This window comes from Rhizobium sp. BK619, from assembly GCF_014195245.1.
GTDB lineage: Bacteria > Pseudomonadota > Alphaproteobacteria > Rhizobiales > Rhizobiaceae > Rhizobium > Rhizobium acidisoli.
The window spans coordinates 408458-425063 of the sequence record NZ_JACIBH010000004.1; the positions used below are offsets into that span (position 1 = coordinate 408458).

A 16606-nucleotide genomic window follows, 5' to 3' on the forward strand; every position below is an offset into this window, starting at 1 on the left:
GCCGAAGGGCGCTACCTATTCACCAGCCTCACATCACGGAACATCCCATGAGCCACGCCACCGTTGTTACCGCCGCCATGCTCGCCATTGGCGACGAACTTCTTTCCGGCCGCACCAAGGACAAAAACATCGGCCACCTCGCCGATCTGCTCACTCTTTCCGGCATCGATCTCAAGGAGGTGCGCATCGTCGCCGACGATGAGGAGGCGATCGTCGAGGCGCTGAACGCGCTTCGCGGCAAATATGATTACGTCTTCACATCGGGCGGCATCGGGCCGACGCATGACGACATCACCGCCGATGCCATCGCCAAGGCATTCGGGGTGCCCTGCGAATATGACGAAACGGCGATGATGCTGCTGGCCGATATGTACCGGCGCCGCGAGATGGAATTCACCGAGGCGCGCCAGCGCATGGCGCGCATGCCGCGCGGGTCGGTCCATATTGCCAATCCGGTGTCGACGGCGCCGGGTTTCATCATCGGCAACGTCCATGTGATGGCCGGCGTGCCGCAGGTCTTCCAGGCGATGGTCGACAATGTGCTGCCGACGCTTCGAACCGGAACGCCGGTGCTCTCGCTCGCCATCGCCTGCCCTTACGGCGAAGGCGAGATCGGTACGCCCCTGACGGCGATCCAGAAAACCCATCCGGAAACCAGCATCGGCTCCTACCCCCGCTATATCGGCCAGAAATTCTCGACCGAGATCGTTGTTCGCGGCCGCGCGCAGGCGGCAATCGATGCGGCCGGCGCCGCAGTGCAAGACATGATCGACGCCATCCGCCAGAGGAAGGACATCGCCGAAAACCATTCCGCCGAGGCTTGAGGACAATGCCGGAACCGGGGATCAAGCTTGATCCCCGTCAAGGAACGGAAGGACGGTCCGGTGCATTCCTTCCCTCGCGCACGCCATTTTCAGCGCAAGGAGATTGATATGTCTTACAAAACCATTCTCGCCATTCTCGATACAGCAGACAATAGCGCCGCCGTTGCCGATTTCGCCTTCGCCATTGCCGCCGAAAGCGGCGCGCATGTGATCGGTCTGCATGCCGAAACCATCTCCGCCGTGCCGCTGGTGGCGCCGATGGAAATCCCCGATCCCGTCGCCGTGCAGGCGCTGCAGGACATGGCGCATGGCGAGACGATCGCCGTGGAGCGGATCTTTCGCGCCAAAGCGCAAGCATCAGGCGTCTCCTCCGAATGGCGCAGCTTCACCACGTCGACCGGCTACGGCTCCGCACCGCTGATCGAAAGCGCGCGCAGCGCTGATCTCTTGATCGCCTCGCAGGCCGACCCGGCCAAACCCTCCGACAGCCATGTCGACGTCGACAGCTTTCTCTTCGAAACCGGCCGGCCGGTGCTGATAATCCCCTACATCATCCGTCAGCCGAAGCCGATCAAGCGTGTGCTGATCGCCTGGAACGGTTCGAAGGAGGCAGCGCGCGCGACCTTCGACGCGTTGCCGATCCTGAAGGCGGCCGACGCGGTGGAAATCTTTTCGGTCGATCCGGCCGACACGGCGCTGCAATCGCCGCTGACGGCAGGCCCCGATATCGCCGCGACACTTGCCCGCCACGGGGTGAAAACGACGCTTTCAACCGCCCGAAGCGTGGATAAAAACACCTCGCATGTCATCGAGAACCGGCTTTCGGACGACAGCATCGATCTTCTGGTGATGGGCGCCTATACCCATTCCTGGCTCTGGCAGATGATCTTCGGCGGCACGACGAGGACCTTGCTGCACTCGATGACGGCGCTGACGCTTCTGTCGCGTTGATCGGCGGCTCTTGCCTTTTGCCGGCAAATTCCGTTAATTGCGCCGACCGATGACGGCTTCCAGCCTCGGCACAACTCGCGCAGTGCAGCGCGCGATCTCGCGCAGTGCAGCGCGCGAACTCGCGCAGTTGCAACTCGCGCGATTTCTTGTTTTGCCGATCGCCGCCTCAAGCCCGTCCGGTCGCCGGCAAACGGCGTGTTTATTTATCATGCCGCGGAGCAGCCCGATGTCCCTTCCCGATAAAGCCTTTCCCGTCTCCTGGGATCAGTTCCACCGCGATGCGCGCGCCCTTGCCTGGCGGCTTGCCGGCCTCGATCAGACGTTCAAGGCGATCGTCTGCATCACCCGCGGCGGCCTCGTTCCGGCCGCGATCATCTCACGCGAACTGAACATCCGGCTGATCGAGACCGTCTGCGTCGCCTCCTATCATGACTATGTGAACCAGGGCGACATGACGCTGCTGAAGGGAATAGCGCCCGAGCTTGCCGAAAACGGCGGCGAAGGCGTGCTCGTCGTCGACGATCTGACGGATACCGGCAAGACCGCCGTCCAGGTGCGCACCATGCTGCCGAGGGCGCATTTCGCCTGCGTCTATGCCAAGCCCAAGGGTGTTCCCACCATCGATACCTTCATCACCGAGGTGAGCCAGGATACCTGGATCTACTTCCCTTGGGACATGGGCTTCACCTACCAGGAACCGATCGCCAAGGGCCCCCGCTGATCGCCGATCAGAGCGCGTGATCATCGTATTTACCACTTGAAATTGTTCCAGATTTTGTCAGCCGGATTTCCCGAATCCGCTATCGGGATCTGCACATCTATTTTACCTTATGCTCATATAATAAGTGACGTGCGAATCATCTCAAATTGCGCTTAAAGCGTGCAGAGACGATACGGTATGGGGAAACAAGATGGCTGGGTGGGGGCGTAGAAGAGTGAGCATGGCCGTCGGTCTGGCGGCATGTCTGTTTCTCCAGGCGCCTGCCCGTGCCGAGCCTGCCTATGTCCCCCTGGTGCGCGACTATGTCGAGACGCGGATCCGGCCGATGGTGGAAGCGCCGCTGGTGCTGAAGGCCATCGCCGAGCAGAATGCGGAATTCGGCGATGTCAGCGAAATCGACATGCGGGTCCTCGACGAGACCTACCGGTCGGAGGTCGATCGGCACCATCTGCAGATGGTCCAGCTGCTGCTCGACAAATCCGTGTCGACTTACTTGAAAACCAGGCAGGACGCCTCGCAGGGAGCGATCGTCGAATTTTTCGTCACCGACAGTCACGGGCTGAACGTCGGGCAAAGCACCATCACCGCCGACTACTGGCAGGGCGACGAGGAGAAATACCTCAGAACCTTCGCCGACGGCTCTCGAGAGATCTTCATCGACCGGGCGGAACGCAACCAATCCACCCAGATGCTCGAAACGCAGGCGAGCTTCGTCGTCATTGACGAAGCGGATAAGCCGATCGGCGTCGCCACGGTCACCATCGCCATCGACGCGCTCTGAAGAGGGCCGAATTGCGCACCGAATCGGCATGCGCATTTGCACGGGAAATGCCATCGCAAGATTTGCCGCGGGACGCTTTTTTGTAGTTCCGGCATTTTCCTTAGCCGGCAGCGCCTGCAAGCCATTGTAATTTCAGAGCTCCCCGGCTTTCCCCAATCTCCACAGGCGCATCCACAAGATGTTGTGGTTAGCAATCAATTAACGGCCAGCCCTTGACGGAATCACCCATTTCAAACTTACTGTCCCTGATGTTGCGGCGGCGACAGGACCGGAGGTAACGAGACCGGTTCCCTATTGAAAATTAGGACGCGGAATCAGGGCGATGTGCCGGGAACGGTGTCAGGCCTGACAGGATCTCTGCGCGATTTTCAGCCTCCAAAAAAAGTGACGTCGGGACTGGCGATAATAAGCTGTTAATACTATATTTAGCGTTTGCAGCCACCATCACCACAAGATACAGGAAGGACATCTCCGGATGACACCCCTGTGACAATACGGAAACGAGACTGGCTGCACGACGACAATGTGCCGCCGGATAGGAATTTTGCGCCCCGGTCGTGGGGACTGGGCGCCAACACGAGGTCAAGACCATGCGCATCGAACGTCGTTTCACGAAGGCCGGCCAAGGCGCCTATGCGGATATCGAATTCCGCAAGGCGACCAGCGAGATCAAGAACCCCGATGGTTCGATCGTGTTCCGCCTCGAGAATATCGATGTTCCCGCCCAGTTCTCCCAGGTCGCGACCGACGTTCTGGCGCAGAAGTATTTCCGCAAGGCCGGCGTCCCCACCCGGCTGAAGAAGGTCGAGGAAAACGACGTTCCTTCCTTCCTGTGGCGCTCCGTTCCCGACGATACGGCGCTGAAGACCCTGTCGAAGGATGAGCAGACCGGCTCCGAGATCGATGCGCGCCAGGTCTTCGACCGTCTTGCCGGCACCTGGACCTATTGGGGCTGGAAGGGCGGCTATTTCTCTTCGGAAGAAGATGCAGCCGCCTTCAAGGACGAGCTTGCCTATATGCTCGCCACCCAGCGCGTCGCGCCGAATTCCCCGCAATGGTTCAACACCGGCCTGCACTGGGCCTACGGCATCGACGGCCCCGGTCAGGGTCATTTCTACGTCGACCCCTTCACCGGCAAGCTGACCAAATCCAAGTCGGCCTATGAACATCCGCAGCCGCATGCCTGCTTCATCCAGTCGGTCGAGGACGACCTCGTCAACGAAGGCGGCATCATGGACCTCTGGGTGCGTGAGGCGCGCCTGTTCAAATACGGCTCCGGCACCGGCTCCAACTTCTCGATGCTGCGCGGCGAAGGCGAAAAGCTTTCCGGCGGCGGCCGCTCCTCTGGTCTGATGAGCTTCCTGAAGATCGGCGACCGCGCCGCCGGCGCCATCAAATCGGGCGGCACGACGCGCCGCGCCGCCAAGATGGTGGTCGTCGATATCGACCATCCCGATATCGAGGAATACATCAACTGGAAGGTCAAGGAAGAGCAGAAGGTGGCGGCCCTCGTCACCGGCTCGAAGATCGTCGCCCGCCACCTGAAGGCGATCATGAAGGCCTGCGTCAATTGCGACGGCGGCGATAACGGCGATTGCTTCGATCCCACCAAGAACCCTGCCCTGAAGCGCGAAATCCGCGCTGCCAAGAAGGACCAGGTTCCTGAGAATTACGTCCAGCGCGTCATCCAATTCGCCCGCCAGGGCTACAAGGATCTCGAATTCAAGACCTACGACACGGATTGGGATTCGGAAGCCTATCTGACGGTCTCGGGCCAGAACTCCAACAACTCCGTCTCGATCAAGGACGACTTCCTGCGCGCCGTCGAAAATGACGGCGAATGGAAGCTGACCGCCCGCAAGGACGGCCGGGTGATGAAGACGCTGAAGGCGCGCGATCTCTGGGAAACGATTTCCTACGCCGCCTGGGCCTCGGCCGATCCGGGCATCCACTTCAACACGACGATGAACGACTGGCACACGTCGCCGGCCGGCGGCCCGATCCGCGGCTCGAACCCGTGCTCGGAATACATGTTCCTCGACGACACGGCCTGCAACCTTGCCTCACTGAACCTTCTGCAGTTCAAGGACAAGGCCACCAAGCGCATCAACATTGCCGACTACGAACACGCCGTTCGCCTGTGGACCGTCGTGCTCGAAGTCTCGGTCATGATGGCGCAGTTCCCGTCGAAGCGCATTGCCGAACTCTCCTACGAATATCGCACGCTCGGCCTCGGCTACGCCAATATCGGCGGCCTGCTGATGTCGTCGGGCATTCCCTATGACTCGGCCGAAGCCCGCGCCATTGCCGGTTCGCTGACCGCGATCATGACCGGCATCTGCTATGCGACCTCTGCCGAAATGGCTGCCGAGCTCGGGCCCTTCCCGAACTTCGCGCCGAACCGCGAGAGCATGCTGCGGGTCATCCGCAACCATCGCCGCGCCGCTTACGGCGAAACTTCAGGCTATGAAGCACTGTCGATCGACCCGGTCGCGCTGATCCATTCGGAAAACCCGGATCAGGATCTCGCCGCCCACGCCAAGTCGGCCTGGGACAAGGCGCTCGAGCTTGGTGAACAGCATGGCTACCGCAATGCCCAGGTCTCGGTCATCGCGCCGACGGGCACGATCGGTCTCGTCATGGATTGCGACACCACCGGCATCGAGCCCGACTTCGCCCTCGTCAAGTTCAAGAAGCTCGCCGGCGGCGGCTACTTCAAGATCATCAACCGCGCCGTGCCCGACGCGCTGCGCACGCTCGGCTATTCCGAAAGCCAGATCGCCGAAATCGAAGCCTATGCCGTCGGTCATGGCAATCTGAACCAGGCGCCGGCAATCAACCCCTCGACGCTAAAGACCAAGGGCTTCACCGACGAGAAGGTGGAAGCGGTCAACGCTGCGCTGAAGAGCGCCTTCGACATCAAGTTCGTCTTCAACCAGTGGACGCTCGGCGCCGACTTCCTGAAGGAGACGCTGAAGGTTTCCGACGAACAGCTTGCCGATATGAGCTTCAGCCTGCTCGACCATATCGGCTTCTCGAAGAAGGACATCGAAGCCGCCAACATTCATGTCTGCGGAGCGATGACGCTGGAAGGCGCGCCCTTCCTGAAGGCCGAGCATCTGCCGGTCTTCGATTGCGCCAATCCCTGCGGCAAGATCGGCAAGCGCTACCTCTCGGTGGAAAGCCATATCCGCATGATGGCGGCTGCCCAGCCCTTCATCTCGGGCGCGATTTCCAAGACGATCAACATGCCAAACGAGGCGACCGTCGAGGATTGCAAGAACGCCTACCTGCTCTCCTGGAAGCTCGGCCTCAAGGCCAACGCGCTCTATCGCGACGGCTCGAAGCTGTCGCAGCCGCTCAATGCCTCGCTGATCGAAGACGAGGACGATGAGGATGCGCTGGAGGAACTGCTGCAGGCGCCCGTCGCCGCCCAGGCCGTCACTATCACCGAGAAGATCATCGAGCGGGTGATCGAACGTGTGTCGCGCGAACGCGAGAAGCTGCCGAACCGCCGTCAGGGCTATACCCAGAAGGCCGCCGTCGGCGGGCACAAGGTGTATCTCAGAACCGGCGAATTCGGCGACGGCCGCCTCGGCGAGATCTTCATCGACATGCACAAGGAAGGTGCTGCCTTCCGCGCAATGATGAATAATTTCGCCATCGCCATCTCGCTCGGCCTGCAATATGGCGTGCCGCTCGAGGAATATGTCGAGGCCTTCACCTTCACCAAGTTCGAGCCGGCCGGCATGGTCATCGGCAATGATGCCATCAAGAACGCCACCTCGATCCTCGACTATGTCTTCCGCGAGCTGGCCGTCTCCTATCTCGGCCGTCATGACCTCGCCCATGTTGATACGTCGGATTTCTCCAACACGGCGCTCGGCAAGGGCATCCAGGAAGGCAAGACCAACCTGCTTTCCACCGGCTGGACCCGTGGCTATAAGCCGACGCTCGTCTCCGGCACCGGCGGCGAACGCCAGGCGGGCGAACCCAAGGGTGCCGCCACCGCGGCCCCTGCCCGCGCCGCTTCCACCGGCACCGTAACCGCCTTTGCCGGCAGTGCTGCCCGCAAGCTGGAGCCGACGGTCGCCATCTCCACCTCCGAAATCGTCGCCTTCAAGCGCGACTACGAGGAGCGCGCCAAGGAATTGGCCGAAGAGATCGCCGAAGAGGTAACCGAGGAAATCACCAGCGACGCCACCGCCCTCTTCTCCGACAAGGCGGCAGCGGACGCGGCAACGGCCAAGACCGAAGCCAAGAAGGTGGAAGCCGAACGCCGCCAGCGCTCGATCATGCAGGGCTATACCGGCAACATGTGCTCGGAGTGCCAGAACTTCACGATGGTGCGGAACGGCACTTGTGAGAAGTGCGACACGTGCGGTGCGACGAGCGGATGCAGCTGAGCGGGCTTATTGTTTCGGGGAGCTGACAGCTAAAACCGCATGGTGTTAGCCAACCTACGTAATCGGGATTTTCCGGGCGCTTCGGCGTCCGGAATTTATACAGGAACAAACAGACAACAAAGACGCCTACCAAAAATCAGCATGCAAATGGCGCTCAGGACACCTTGAGCGTCCTCCGTTCTCGAAGGGATTGGCGATGGCATCTGTAAAGACATTTGGCTTCTCTTTTTTGCTCAGGTTGGTTTGCCTTAGTCCCAAACCGCAGAAACGGGCAGTCCGCGAACGACACAAACCTAGCAAAAGCGGGTTCGATTACCACCGAAGCCTCCGACTGCGAATTCAACAGATCGCCTTCGAGGGACTGTCTGATGCACAGGTTTTAGCTTCAACCGATCAGATAACAAAAGCCCCAGAGCGAGCTTCGGCCAAACGAGGGCTCGAAAGATTTTTCAAATGGCGAGAGGACAATCCAGGCGCGCTGGCGACATGTCCTGCTCTCACCTTTTTGAGTCCCAGAGGCTTTTTCAAAGTCACCTTTCAACCCGACTTCCTGTTGGAGCTCGACGGGCGGCGAACCGCTATTCATGTTTGGAATACTCAGCAGAAGCTGAGCGGTAATCTTGTAATGGCGGCATTGTGGGCCGTGGCGAGTCGGTTTCCACCTCAAAATCGGCCGGATGATTTCGCAGTACTATCTTTGCAAGACGGGAGGTTTTATCGCTGGTCGGACGCGACCAAGGAGCATGCCCTTCTTGGCGAAAATCTGCTCACAATGCTGGACACACAGTGCGAGTTGGCACGGACTGAACTTGGTCTTCCGGCGATTGGTCCCGAAGCTCCACTGCCGATAGCGTAAGGCGCGATGACGATTTAGCGATTTGGGATTCCCACGGCGGAGCAAATAAGATCCAAGGCTAATTTAGGAAATTGACCATGAACTGTGATGCACTTCGGGATGACTAGTGGGAAAACCGAAAGGAAGAAGTGGAGTTTGCAATGGGAGAATCAATCAGGTCATTCTGTCAGAGCAAGATTACGGTATCAGTCTCAGTAGATAGCTGCTTTCGCGAAGTTGAACCTCGAGCCGGGCTTTCGCCCAACGAAGTCGGAGTTCGCTATAGTTCGAGGGGAGGATTCGTTGGGCCGGCTGTTCCCAATGCAGGAAGGCAAGCACCAAAAAATTTCAAGATAGTCCTTCACTGCCGGGCGAAAGATCATGCAGCCAGTTGGAGCACCGCCTCTTCACTTGCCTGAATCAGCCACGCCCGATCACTGTCGCTTGCAGTACCAACTGAGATCACGCTGTCCAAGTGGCCCTTAATTTCCATCAGACGTGGGGACATTGACTCTTCGGCAGTCTTCACTTCTTCCGCAGCACTTTCGAAACGTCCCGCGAACGCAAATGAAATGCCTCGCAAGAGCACATGAATAGGCTCGTCAGAATCTTTCAGGTATTCCGGAATCGCGTTGTACGTTCGCATCTGCAGCTCGCAACATGCCAACGACGCTTGGAATTGCTTTCTGAGCCGATGGAATGGCACACTGTTCACGCCATGTGAAAAGATATGCTGCGCGGTGGGAACATCTCCGCGCTTCAGATGCCACATTCCTTTTACATGGTATGTAAGCCATTCATTGCGCGTCCGTAGTCCCTTGTATATCAACAAGGGCTCTGCCTCCTCGAACCGACCTTGAGCGATGAGCGCACTAGCTTTGGCAGCCTTTGCGGAAACATAACGCGGCTGTCGACCGAGAACGGCATCATAGGCCTGCAAGGCATCATCGTACTTCCCAAGCAGCTTCAAGAGACTTGCGCGTCCGTTGAGAGCCGGCAAGCTGTATGGAAAATCGTGGACGTTCTGATCGTAGAGCTGAAGCGATCGTTCAAACTGCCCTGCTCGCTTATACGCGTTTGCCCGCCCATTGCGTATACTTACATCCAAACCAAAAACGAGTACCGCTTTCTCGTAAGTTTCAATTGCGCTGGCATAGTCGCGAGCATCCAACTGCGTATCGGCCGCTCCAGTATGCGCAAGTGGTTCGTAAGGAAATTCCAACTGTGCTTTGCTGTAAAGGTTTAGTGCCTCTTCGATTTCGCCACTCTTCCTATGAAGATCGGCCAGGCCTATCAGCACCTCAACTGAGGTGGGGAATATCTCGACCGCTCTTTTGTAAAGGTCGCGAGCAACCCCGAACTCTCCCGCATGCTTGTAGATCTCTGCTTCCCCGCAATACCCCTTCGGATCGCCCGGCCAAGCCGTTTTCGCAAAAACGAATGCCTCCTTGGCCTCTTCCAATTGGCCTAGATATTCGAGTGATCTAGCATATCCGGTTTGGAAGGCGATCTCGTCGGGAAAGGCCGCCTTCGCCTCCTTGAAAGCTTCTAAGGTTTCGTCAGGTTTCCACATTTCTCGGAGAGTGGAACAGTAGCCCACCCAAGCAGCGATGGAGTAGCCCCGATCTCGCGTGTTTGATCGAGCTTCAGCGAACAACTCAAGAGCGCGATCGAGATTGCCGCTCTCCTTTGCAACTCTTGCTAGGCCGATTTTGCCGTAGACATCCTCTCCAACTGCCGAAGCAGCGCGGAATTCTTCTTCTGCGTCTAGTAGACGATACAGGTAGAGATAGGTGTCGCCTAGCAAAGCTCGTGCCCAGCCATCTTGAGGCCTCACTTCCCTGGCCCGTTCGGCCCATTCAAGTTCGAGATTGTGAAGACCTCTGCGCCTAGCTTCCGTAGCAAGATTCGACAGCGACTTTGCAGCATATTGGCTCGATGCCGCCTGAAGCTGCGCTTGGATAAGCTGGTCCGCGAACCGCCGAGCGATCTCTACCTCGCGGTTATCCAGCCGTTCTAGGATTGACTGAATCTGTGCATTGACCGATTGGAAATGCACACGACGATCACTCGAATGATGATCATCATCGTCGAGCTCGTAGGTTTCGCTTTCGAGTGCAAAATCATCTAATTGCCTCAACTTGCGGCCAACCCGAGCACTGCTGAATTGGCTGACCCAACGCGTAGAAATTTCGCGAGAGTCCGGAAGGTGTTTGAACGCGCGGATACAGGCGAAGGTCACCTCGCTTGTTGTTATTTCGCCAAGACTTAGCGCAACTATATGTCTGAAAATCCCTGAGTGTATCGCGGACTTCTCATAACTGCACTTCAACTCCTCCGAACTGAAGTGGATCCTATCGAACGCCATACGAACGCGAGAAATCGCATCCTGATGGGAGCCGATTTGCTTATATAATTCACGAGCCGCTACAGAGTGTCCGAAATCAAACTCTTCAATCTCAGGAAAATCAGGATACGGGATTGAATAGGTGATATTCAAAACATGCTGCCTCACCCCATTTTCCTTAAGGAGTGTTTCAAGGAGCGAAGCAGCTTCTAGGGTGGCTTCTGCGTCGATGTTTTCCAGAATGATTTGTAGCATTCGCAAAGCTCGATCACGCTGGTACCCGCCGAGAAGTACATCAAAGCACTCAGTATAGTCTTTGACCTTCATTCGTACGATATCGTGTGCGCCCTCCAGAAGGCGCGGGACCGACGAGAGACTCGCGCGATGCAAGACTTCCGGATTATCTGCATCAACGAACTGGACCAAGGAACCTTGGATTAAAACGGCACGGGCGGCGCTACCTGAAACGAGCGCATCCATCATAACTCAACAGCCTCCGCGCCGAGAGAATCCAACTCTCGCTGTATTCTCTTCCAAATTATGCGATCTTCAAACGTTCTTGGCTTTCGCCCAACAACCTTATCTATCGCCCGCCGATTAACGCTACCATATATGTGAACCTCGATAAAGTCGCCGTCTCCAGTTCCGCCTTGATCCGTTTGGAGGATGCTGGCATGGTCTTCGATAGTCGTATTGCTATCTATCCTTGAATGCAATTTTGCGACCGCTAGATCGGACTTGGTCTCCCAGATGGCACGATACCCGGGCGGAAACGGCTTATTCATAAGTATTTGATGGCGCTCAATGAAACTGTGGGGATTTTCCTCGAACAATGAAGCTCGGTGCGCGATCATTTCGTCTTTCAGGATAATCGAGAAGCCGCCGTACCCGGACATGCCTTCTTGAGACAAAGTAAGGCAGGCAAATATGATCTCATTTTGAAAGTTTGGATAAAGGGCACTTTCGTACTGTGTGCGGACCCTATCCCACTCGTTTTCCTCAGGGTCGCGCGCTCCCGCATGAACCTGCGCCTGGTAACTCGTATAGTGGTTCCGGTCGCCCTTTATCAGATCGTCGATCACATGGAGATTTCGAGCTATTGCCGCCCTCGCCCCCTCAACGCTTTCGGCGAAGGAGGCCAACTGGGCGCCGCATTGACGAGCCGCCGCAGAGACCTGCGCGTCGGCCACCCGCTTTTCAAGTGCAGCAACCTCTTCACTGGACGACGCGAGCCGAACATTCGGGAAACCGCAATCACGCCCGCATGCGGGGCAGTCCTTTCGATTGGAGGGCACCACCGACTTACACTTGCAAATGATGTCCGGCACGACTGCGAATCCTTCGACCATATTCAACGCCAAGTTTACTACGGCAACGTCCTTTCTCCCGCAAGATGGGCCGAGGGTTGAAGTAACGATCCTAAAGAAACTTGGTTCAAACGGGTCGCAATTACTGGCGAATCTTTTGCTTAAGGCTTCCTGGAGACAAGGGCATGCTGGCTCTGAGGTACCCAGGCACCGCCGTTTCGCATGCTTACAGCGCCGCGCGTCTTTTCAGATGCGTAAGGGGCGCTGCAACATTTTGATCTATCGTGCTTGCCGCTGATTTCACCATCATCTGACCGTATAGCATAGGTGCGGCCCTATAATTGGGCCGGTATTCTTTTTCCATAAAGTTCAAAGTCACTATCGGGAGAGGTGTGATGACCCTGGTTTGACGGTGCAAGTCAATTTCAAAGGGGAGCTGATCCATGAACGGGCCGATAGCGATCATGCCAGGATTCAAGTTGCGGTGAGTTCAATCACGACGACGCCGGACATCCAGGATGTTGTCGACCACAATAAGGATACTGCCGATCAGGCAGGATGCGGGTTGAAGGGCTAGGAGGAAAACCTGTCGCTGTCGGTCGCCGGAAAAACCTGCGGTCCTTTCAGCTTCGCTGCCGAGGAACCCACCTTTTCGATGCCGTCTGATCCAAGGAAATCAGCTTCGCTTCGGCGCTTTCCCACGATCTGGACGAACATCGCCTGACAAAGCGCCGTTAATACCTTTAGAAAAGCCTATCATCGAGCTACTCGATAAGCTCATCTTCGTCCGCTCTCGGCGAGCGGTGGAATATTTGATGGGACGCGTCGGGCATCACGCCACGCCGCCAGCGATCTGGCGCAGTCCGTCGGCGACGGCGATGACAGCTCTGTCGTTGCGGCTGTCCGGCAGCATCCATGCCGTGATCGAAAGGCCGAGCGGCACCGGGCGGTCGAAGGGCGCGACGAGGGTGCCGCTGTTCAGATGAGGCTGGATCAGCGATTGCCGCCCCATCAGAACGCCTGCGCCGGATAGGGCTTCCTGCACGGCGACCGCATAGAGTGAGAAGCCGGGGCCGGTCGGGATCACCGGGCTGTCGGGCATGGCGGATTCCGCCCAGATCCGCCAGTCCTGCCAGACCACATCCGAGATGCAGTTGACCGTTGCAAGATCGGCGGGATCGGCAAGCGCTTCGGCCAATCCCGGGATGCAGACCGGCAGCAGCTGTTCGTCCCACAAGGCGATCTTGTCCGGGCTGGGCTCGGCATAGAACAGGCACAGATCGAAGGGCGTGCGCTTGAGATCCGGCGGCTCTTCGAGCGCGGTGACCGAGATATCCACGTCGCGCAGCGCCGCGCGCAGAGGCAGCAGGCGCGGCGCCAGCCACAGCTGGGCGATTGCCGGCGAGGTGACGATATGGACTTTGCGCGGGGCCGCATGACGCCGCAGCTCGCGCACCGCTCCGCCAAGCGCATCGAAGGCGGCGCTGAACCGGGGAGCGACGCGCTGTCCGAGGGCAGTCAGGGTCACGCCCCTCGCCTGCCGGTGAAACAGCTCGGCGCCGAATTCGGCCTCCAGCGCCTTGATCTGCGCGGCCACGGCGCCCGGCGTGACCATCAGCTCATCGGCGGCGCGGCGAAAGCTGCCCAGCCGGGCGGCGGACTCGAAGGCGCGCAGCGCATTCAGCGAAGGCAATCTGTCGAAGGGCGGCGCGATGGACATCAAAATTGAGGCCTAGATTTTCTGACCCTTTTATCGCTGAAAACTGGTTTGTCGCAAGTCCGCCCGCATGAAATCTTGGTTCACGCAGCAACCAAGTCGCGCTGCCTCAAGCGGAAGCGACATTCAGCAGGGATGATGACAGCCATGAAGATTTCGGCGATCGAACTTTACGAATATGACCTGACCTACTCCCACGGAACCTATGTGATGTCCAAGGGCCGGTCGGCGAAACAGCAGCCGTCCAATCTCGTGCGGGTCATCACCGACGGCGGCATCGAAGGCTGGGGCGAGGCTGCAACGCTTTCCGGCAACTACCTGCCGGTCTTTGCCGGCAGCACGCGTGCAGCACTGCGCGAACTCGCGCCGCTGCTGATCGGGCAGGATCCGCGCAGAAGCACGCATCTCCAGCGCCTGATGGCCAGTGTCCTGATGGGGCAAGCCAATGCCAAAAACGCTTTCGACGTGGCCTGCTGGGATATTTTCGGCAAATCCGTCGATCTGCCGATCTCGGCGCTGATCGGCGGCGTGCTGAGCACCGAGCTGCCGATCTTCGAGGCCGTTCCGCTGTCCTCGACCGAGGAAAGCCTCGACTATGTCAGCAAGCGCAGCGCTGAGGGCATCATGCGCTACCAGATCAAGATCGGCGACGATCCGGTGAAGGACGCCGCGCGTGCCCGCGCCATCGTCAAGGCCTTCCCGGATATCTTCTTCTTCGTCGATGCAAATGCCGGATATACGCTGCTCGAAGCCCAGATCGCCATGCGCGCGCTTGAAGATACGAACCTCTACGTAGAGCAGCCCTGCCGGGATCTCGCCGATTGCGCCATGCTGCGTAGGAGCAGCGGGCTGCCGATCGTGCTGGATGAAGCGATCCTCACCCATGCCGATCTCTATCGCGCCAAATACGAGGTGAACGCGGCTGCGGTCAACATCAAGCTCGGGCGCCTCGGCGGCATCACGCCGGCGGTTGCCATGCGCAACGCGGCGCAGAATCTCGGCATGCATTTCTGCATCGAAGACGTGTGGGGCGGCGATGTTACGGCGGCAGCGGTGTCGCATGTCGCGGCCAGTGCCTTCCCGGAAAATCTGATGCACACCTCGTTCTTCAACGATTGGACGAACGAGCATGTGGCCGGCTATCAGCCGCGCACGCGCAATGGCCGGGGTGCGGCCCCGACCGGCCCCGGTCTCGGCATCACGGTCGACCGCTCGCTGCTCGGCGCGCCGGTGGCCAGCTTTTCCTGATGGAGGCCACGCCATGCTCCCTGCTCTGCTGACCTATGAAGCAAGCGTATCGAAGCTGAGCTGGCCCGCTGCGGTCGACGCCTTGCGCCGCGGCCATCAGCGGCCCCGGCCAGAACAGGGAGACCTGCTGCTCGGCTCGGACGATGCAAGGCTTTTGAACCGCGCCGCCCGGATCGAAGGTCTGGGCTTTGCGGTCAAGGCGGACAGCGTCTTTCCCGGCAATGCCAAAAGAGGGTTGCCCTCGGTTCAAGGGGCGGTTCTGCTGTTCGATGCGGATTGCGGGACTGTGCGGGCGGTCATCGATAGCCGGCTGGTCACGCATTACAAGACGGCGGCGGATTCCCTTCTCGGCGCGCAATGCCTGGCGCGCGCCGACAGCCGCCATCTGGTCATCCTGGGGGCCGGCGCCGTCGCCGCCACTCTCGCGCGGGCCTACGACGCCGCCTTTCCCGATATCGAGCGGATCTCGATCTGGTCGCGCCGCCCGGAACGGGCCGAAGCGCTTGCCGCCACGCTTGGGGATCTGCGCGCTAAGGTCACGGCCGCTGCCGATGTGGCGGACGCGGTTCGGACGGCCGATATCGTTTCGGCTGCGACGATGGCCCGTTCCCCGATCCTTCGGGGCGAATGGGTCCGCCCCGGCACCCATATCGATCTGATCGGCGCCTTCACGCCCGATATGCGCGAGGCGGATGACGCGCTGATCGCCGCGGGACTGGTCTATGTAGACTTCATGGAGACGGTGATGGACCGGATCGGCGAGATCATGCAGCCGATCGCGACCGGCGCCATCGAACGCTCCCATATCAGGGGAGATCTCTATGATCTCGTGGCAGCGGGCACGACGAGCCGCCAGTCCGACGAGCAGATCACCGTCTTCAAGAATGGCGGCGGCGCGCATGTCGATCTGATGATGGCGAGCTATGTCGTCGATGCGGTCAATGCGTAGGTGGAACGCCGCCAGCGCTCGATCATGCAGGGCTGGCGGTCCAATCCGTCTACGTCCCGGATTTCATCGTCAGCTTTAGAGGCTATGAACTGGACGCCGCGGATATTGCGGTTCAACACGGCACCGCAACGAGAGCTGATGAAATGCCACAGCGTCTACTTGACTACGTTAAGGTCGAAAGTCACGTCGCGAACGACACCGTCTCCATAAGACTCCCTGTAAGTTGCCTTGTCAGGGCCGATGTATCCGGCTGCAGAAGTGTAGTAAACAACCATGCCTGGAGCTTTCACCCCAGCGCATTTGGGAAACTTTTTCGAATTCGCAACGATCTCTTCCGGTACGATTTCGAGTTTACCATGCGTTGGCGGAGAGACTGTTCGAACGTTCGGACGGGTCGATTGTGAGCAATCGGCTTTGAGGTGCCAAGTCTGCCCCACTCGCGTCCGTTCAGCGCTAACCGCAGCAAGGCTCCTGTTCTCCGTGGTAATGCCGCCCGAGGTCGTCGTACAACCCGCCAGCG

General features: G+C 58.8%; 11 protein-coding genes. 8 read left to right on the top strand and 3 right to left on the bottom strand.

All coding sequences use genetic code 11. The features are described 5' to 3' along the window. The first annotated feature begins 47 nt into the window (after positions 1-47). From FHX14_RS10090 to FHX14_RS10115, 6 genes are all read left to right on the top strand, one after another. Entirely contained in the window at positions 48-824 is a 777-nt protein-coding gene (locus FHX14_RS10090; protein WP_184376991.1) for a competence/damage-inducible protein A, read from the top strand. 108 nt (positions 825-932) lie between these two features. After that, positions 933-1775, top strand: a complete 843-nt coding sequence (locus FHX14_RS10095) for a universal stress protein (RefSeq protein WP_184376992.1) — start codon at positions 933-935, stop codon at positions 1773-1775. Positions 1776-2001: 226 nt separating this feature from the next. Next, positions 2002-2496 (top strand): xanthine phosphoribosyltransferase, encoded by a 495-nt coding sequence (gene gpt / locus FHX14_RS10100; RefSeq protein ID WP_003587084.1) that lies wholly within the window; start codon positions 2002-2004, stop codon positions 2494-2496. Between the two features lie 190 nt (positions 2497-2686). Continuing rightward, a complete protein-coding gene (locus tag FHX14_RS10105; RefSeq protein WP_184376993.1) occupies positions 2687-3277 on the top strand; it encodes a hypothetical protein in 591 nt (196 codons plus the stop codon). 590 nt (positions 3278-3867) lie between these two features. Next, on the top strand, positions 3868-7683 hold the full coding sequence (locus FHX14_RS10110; protein ID WP_184376994.1) for a vitamin B12-dependent ribonucleotide reductase: 3816 nt from the start codon (positions 3868-3870) through the stop codon (positions 7681-7683). A 196-nt stretch (positions 7684-7879) separates the two neighbouring features. Beyond that, positions 7880-8539, top strand: coding sequence for a hypothetical protein (locus FHX14_RS10115; RefSeq protein ID WP_184376995.1), 660 nt, complete (start codon positions 7880-7882; stop codon positions 8537-8539). 358 nt (positions 8540-8897) lie between these two features. Here the strand turns inward: FHX14_RS10115 and FHX14_RS10120 are convergent, their stop codons facing one another. The 3 genes from FHX14_RS10120 to FHX14_RS10130 all read right to left on the bottom strand — a co-directional run bounded on the left by FHX14_RS10120 (position 8898) and on the right by FHX14_RS10130 (position 13892). Then, on the bottom strand, positions 8898-11348 hold the full coding sequence (locus tag FHX14_RS10120; protein ID WP_184376996.1) for a tetratricopeptide repeat protein: 2451 nt from the start codon (positions 11346-11348) through the stop codon (positions 8898-8900). Further along, entirely contained in the window at positions 11345-12193 is an 849-nt protein-coding gene (locus FHX14_RS10125; RefSeq protein ID WP_184376997.1) for a hypothetical protein, read from the bottom strand. The genes FHX14_RS10120 and FHX14_RS10125 overlap by 4 nt, the downstream gene beginning before the upstream one ends. An 811-nt stretch (positions 12194-13004) precedes the next feature. Further along, entirely contained in the window at positions 13005-13892 is an 888-nt protein-coding gene (locus FHX14_RS10130; RefSeq protein ID WP_184376998.1) for a LysR family transcriptional regulator, read from the bottom strand. Between the two features lie 135 nt (positions 13893-14027). On the opposite strand from FHX14_RS10130, the gene FHX14_RS10135 reads away from it, so the two are divergent. Together FHX14_RS10135 and FHX14_RS10140 are read left to right on the top strand one after the other, a co-directional pair. Next, positions 14028-15137 carry a mandelate racemase/muconate lactonizing enzyme family protein gene (locus FHX14_RS10135; protein ID WP_246713371.1) on the top strand — a complete coding sequence of 370 codons (1110 nt, stop codon included), beginning with the start codon at positions 14028-14030 and terminating at the stop codon, positions 15135-15137. A gap of 13 nt (positions 15138-15150) precedes the next feature. Beyond that, positions 15151-16086 (top strand): NAD(P)-binding domain-containing protein, encoded by a 936-nt coding sequence (locus FHX14_RS10140; protein WP_184376999.1) that lies wholly within the window; start codon positions 15151-15153, stop codon positions 16084-16086. Positions 16087-16606 lie beyond the last annotated feature (520 nt).

Coding starts and splice junctions, on each gene's coding strand:
- FHX14_RS10090 (WP_184376991.1), top strand. CDS start 48: ATGAGCCACGCCACCGTTGTTACCGCCGCCATGCTCGCCATTGGCGAC.
- FHX14_RS10095 (WP_184376992.1), top strand. CDS start 933: ATGTCTTACAAAACCATTCTCGCCATTCTCGATACAGCAGACAATAGC.
- gpt (WP_003587084.1), top strand. CDS start 2,002: ATGTCCCTTCCCGATAAAGCCTTTCCCGTCTCCTGGGATCAGTTCCAC.
- FHX14_RS10105 (WP_184376993.1), top strand. CDS start 2,687: ATGGCTGGGTGGGGGCGTAGAAGAGTGAGCATGGCCGTCGGTCTGGCG.
- FHX14_RS10110 (WP_184376994.1), top strand. CDS start 3,868: ATGCGCATCGAACGTCGTTTCACGAAGGCCGGCCAAGGCGCCTATGCG.
- FHX14_RS10115 (WP_184376995.1), top strand. CDS start 7,880: ATGGCATCTGTAAAGACATTTGGCTTCTCTTTTTTGCTCAGGTTGGTT.
- FHX14_RS10120 (WP_184376996.1), bottom strand. CDS start 11,348: ATGATGGATGCGCTCGTTTCAGGTAGCGCCGCCCGTGCCGTTTTAATC.
- FHX14_RS10130 (WP_184376998.1), bottom strand. CDS start 13,892: ATGTCCATCGCGCCGCCCTTCGACAGATTGCCTTCGCTGAATGCGCTG.
- FHX14_RS10135 (WP_246713371.1), top strand. CDS start 14,028: ATGACAGCCATGAAGATTTCGGCGATCGAACTTTACGAATATGACCTG.
- FHX14_RS10140 (WP_184376999.1), top strand. CDS start 15,151: ATGCTCCCTGCTCTGCTGACCTATGAAGCAAGCGTATCGAAGCTGAGC.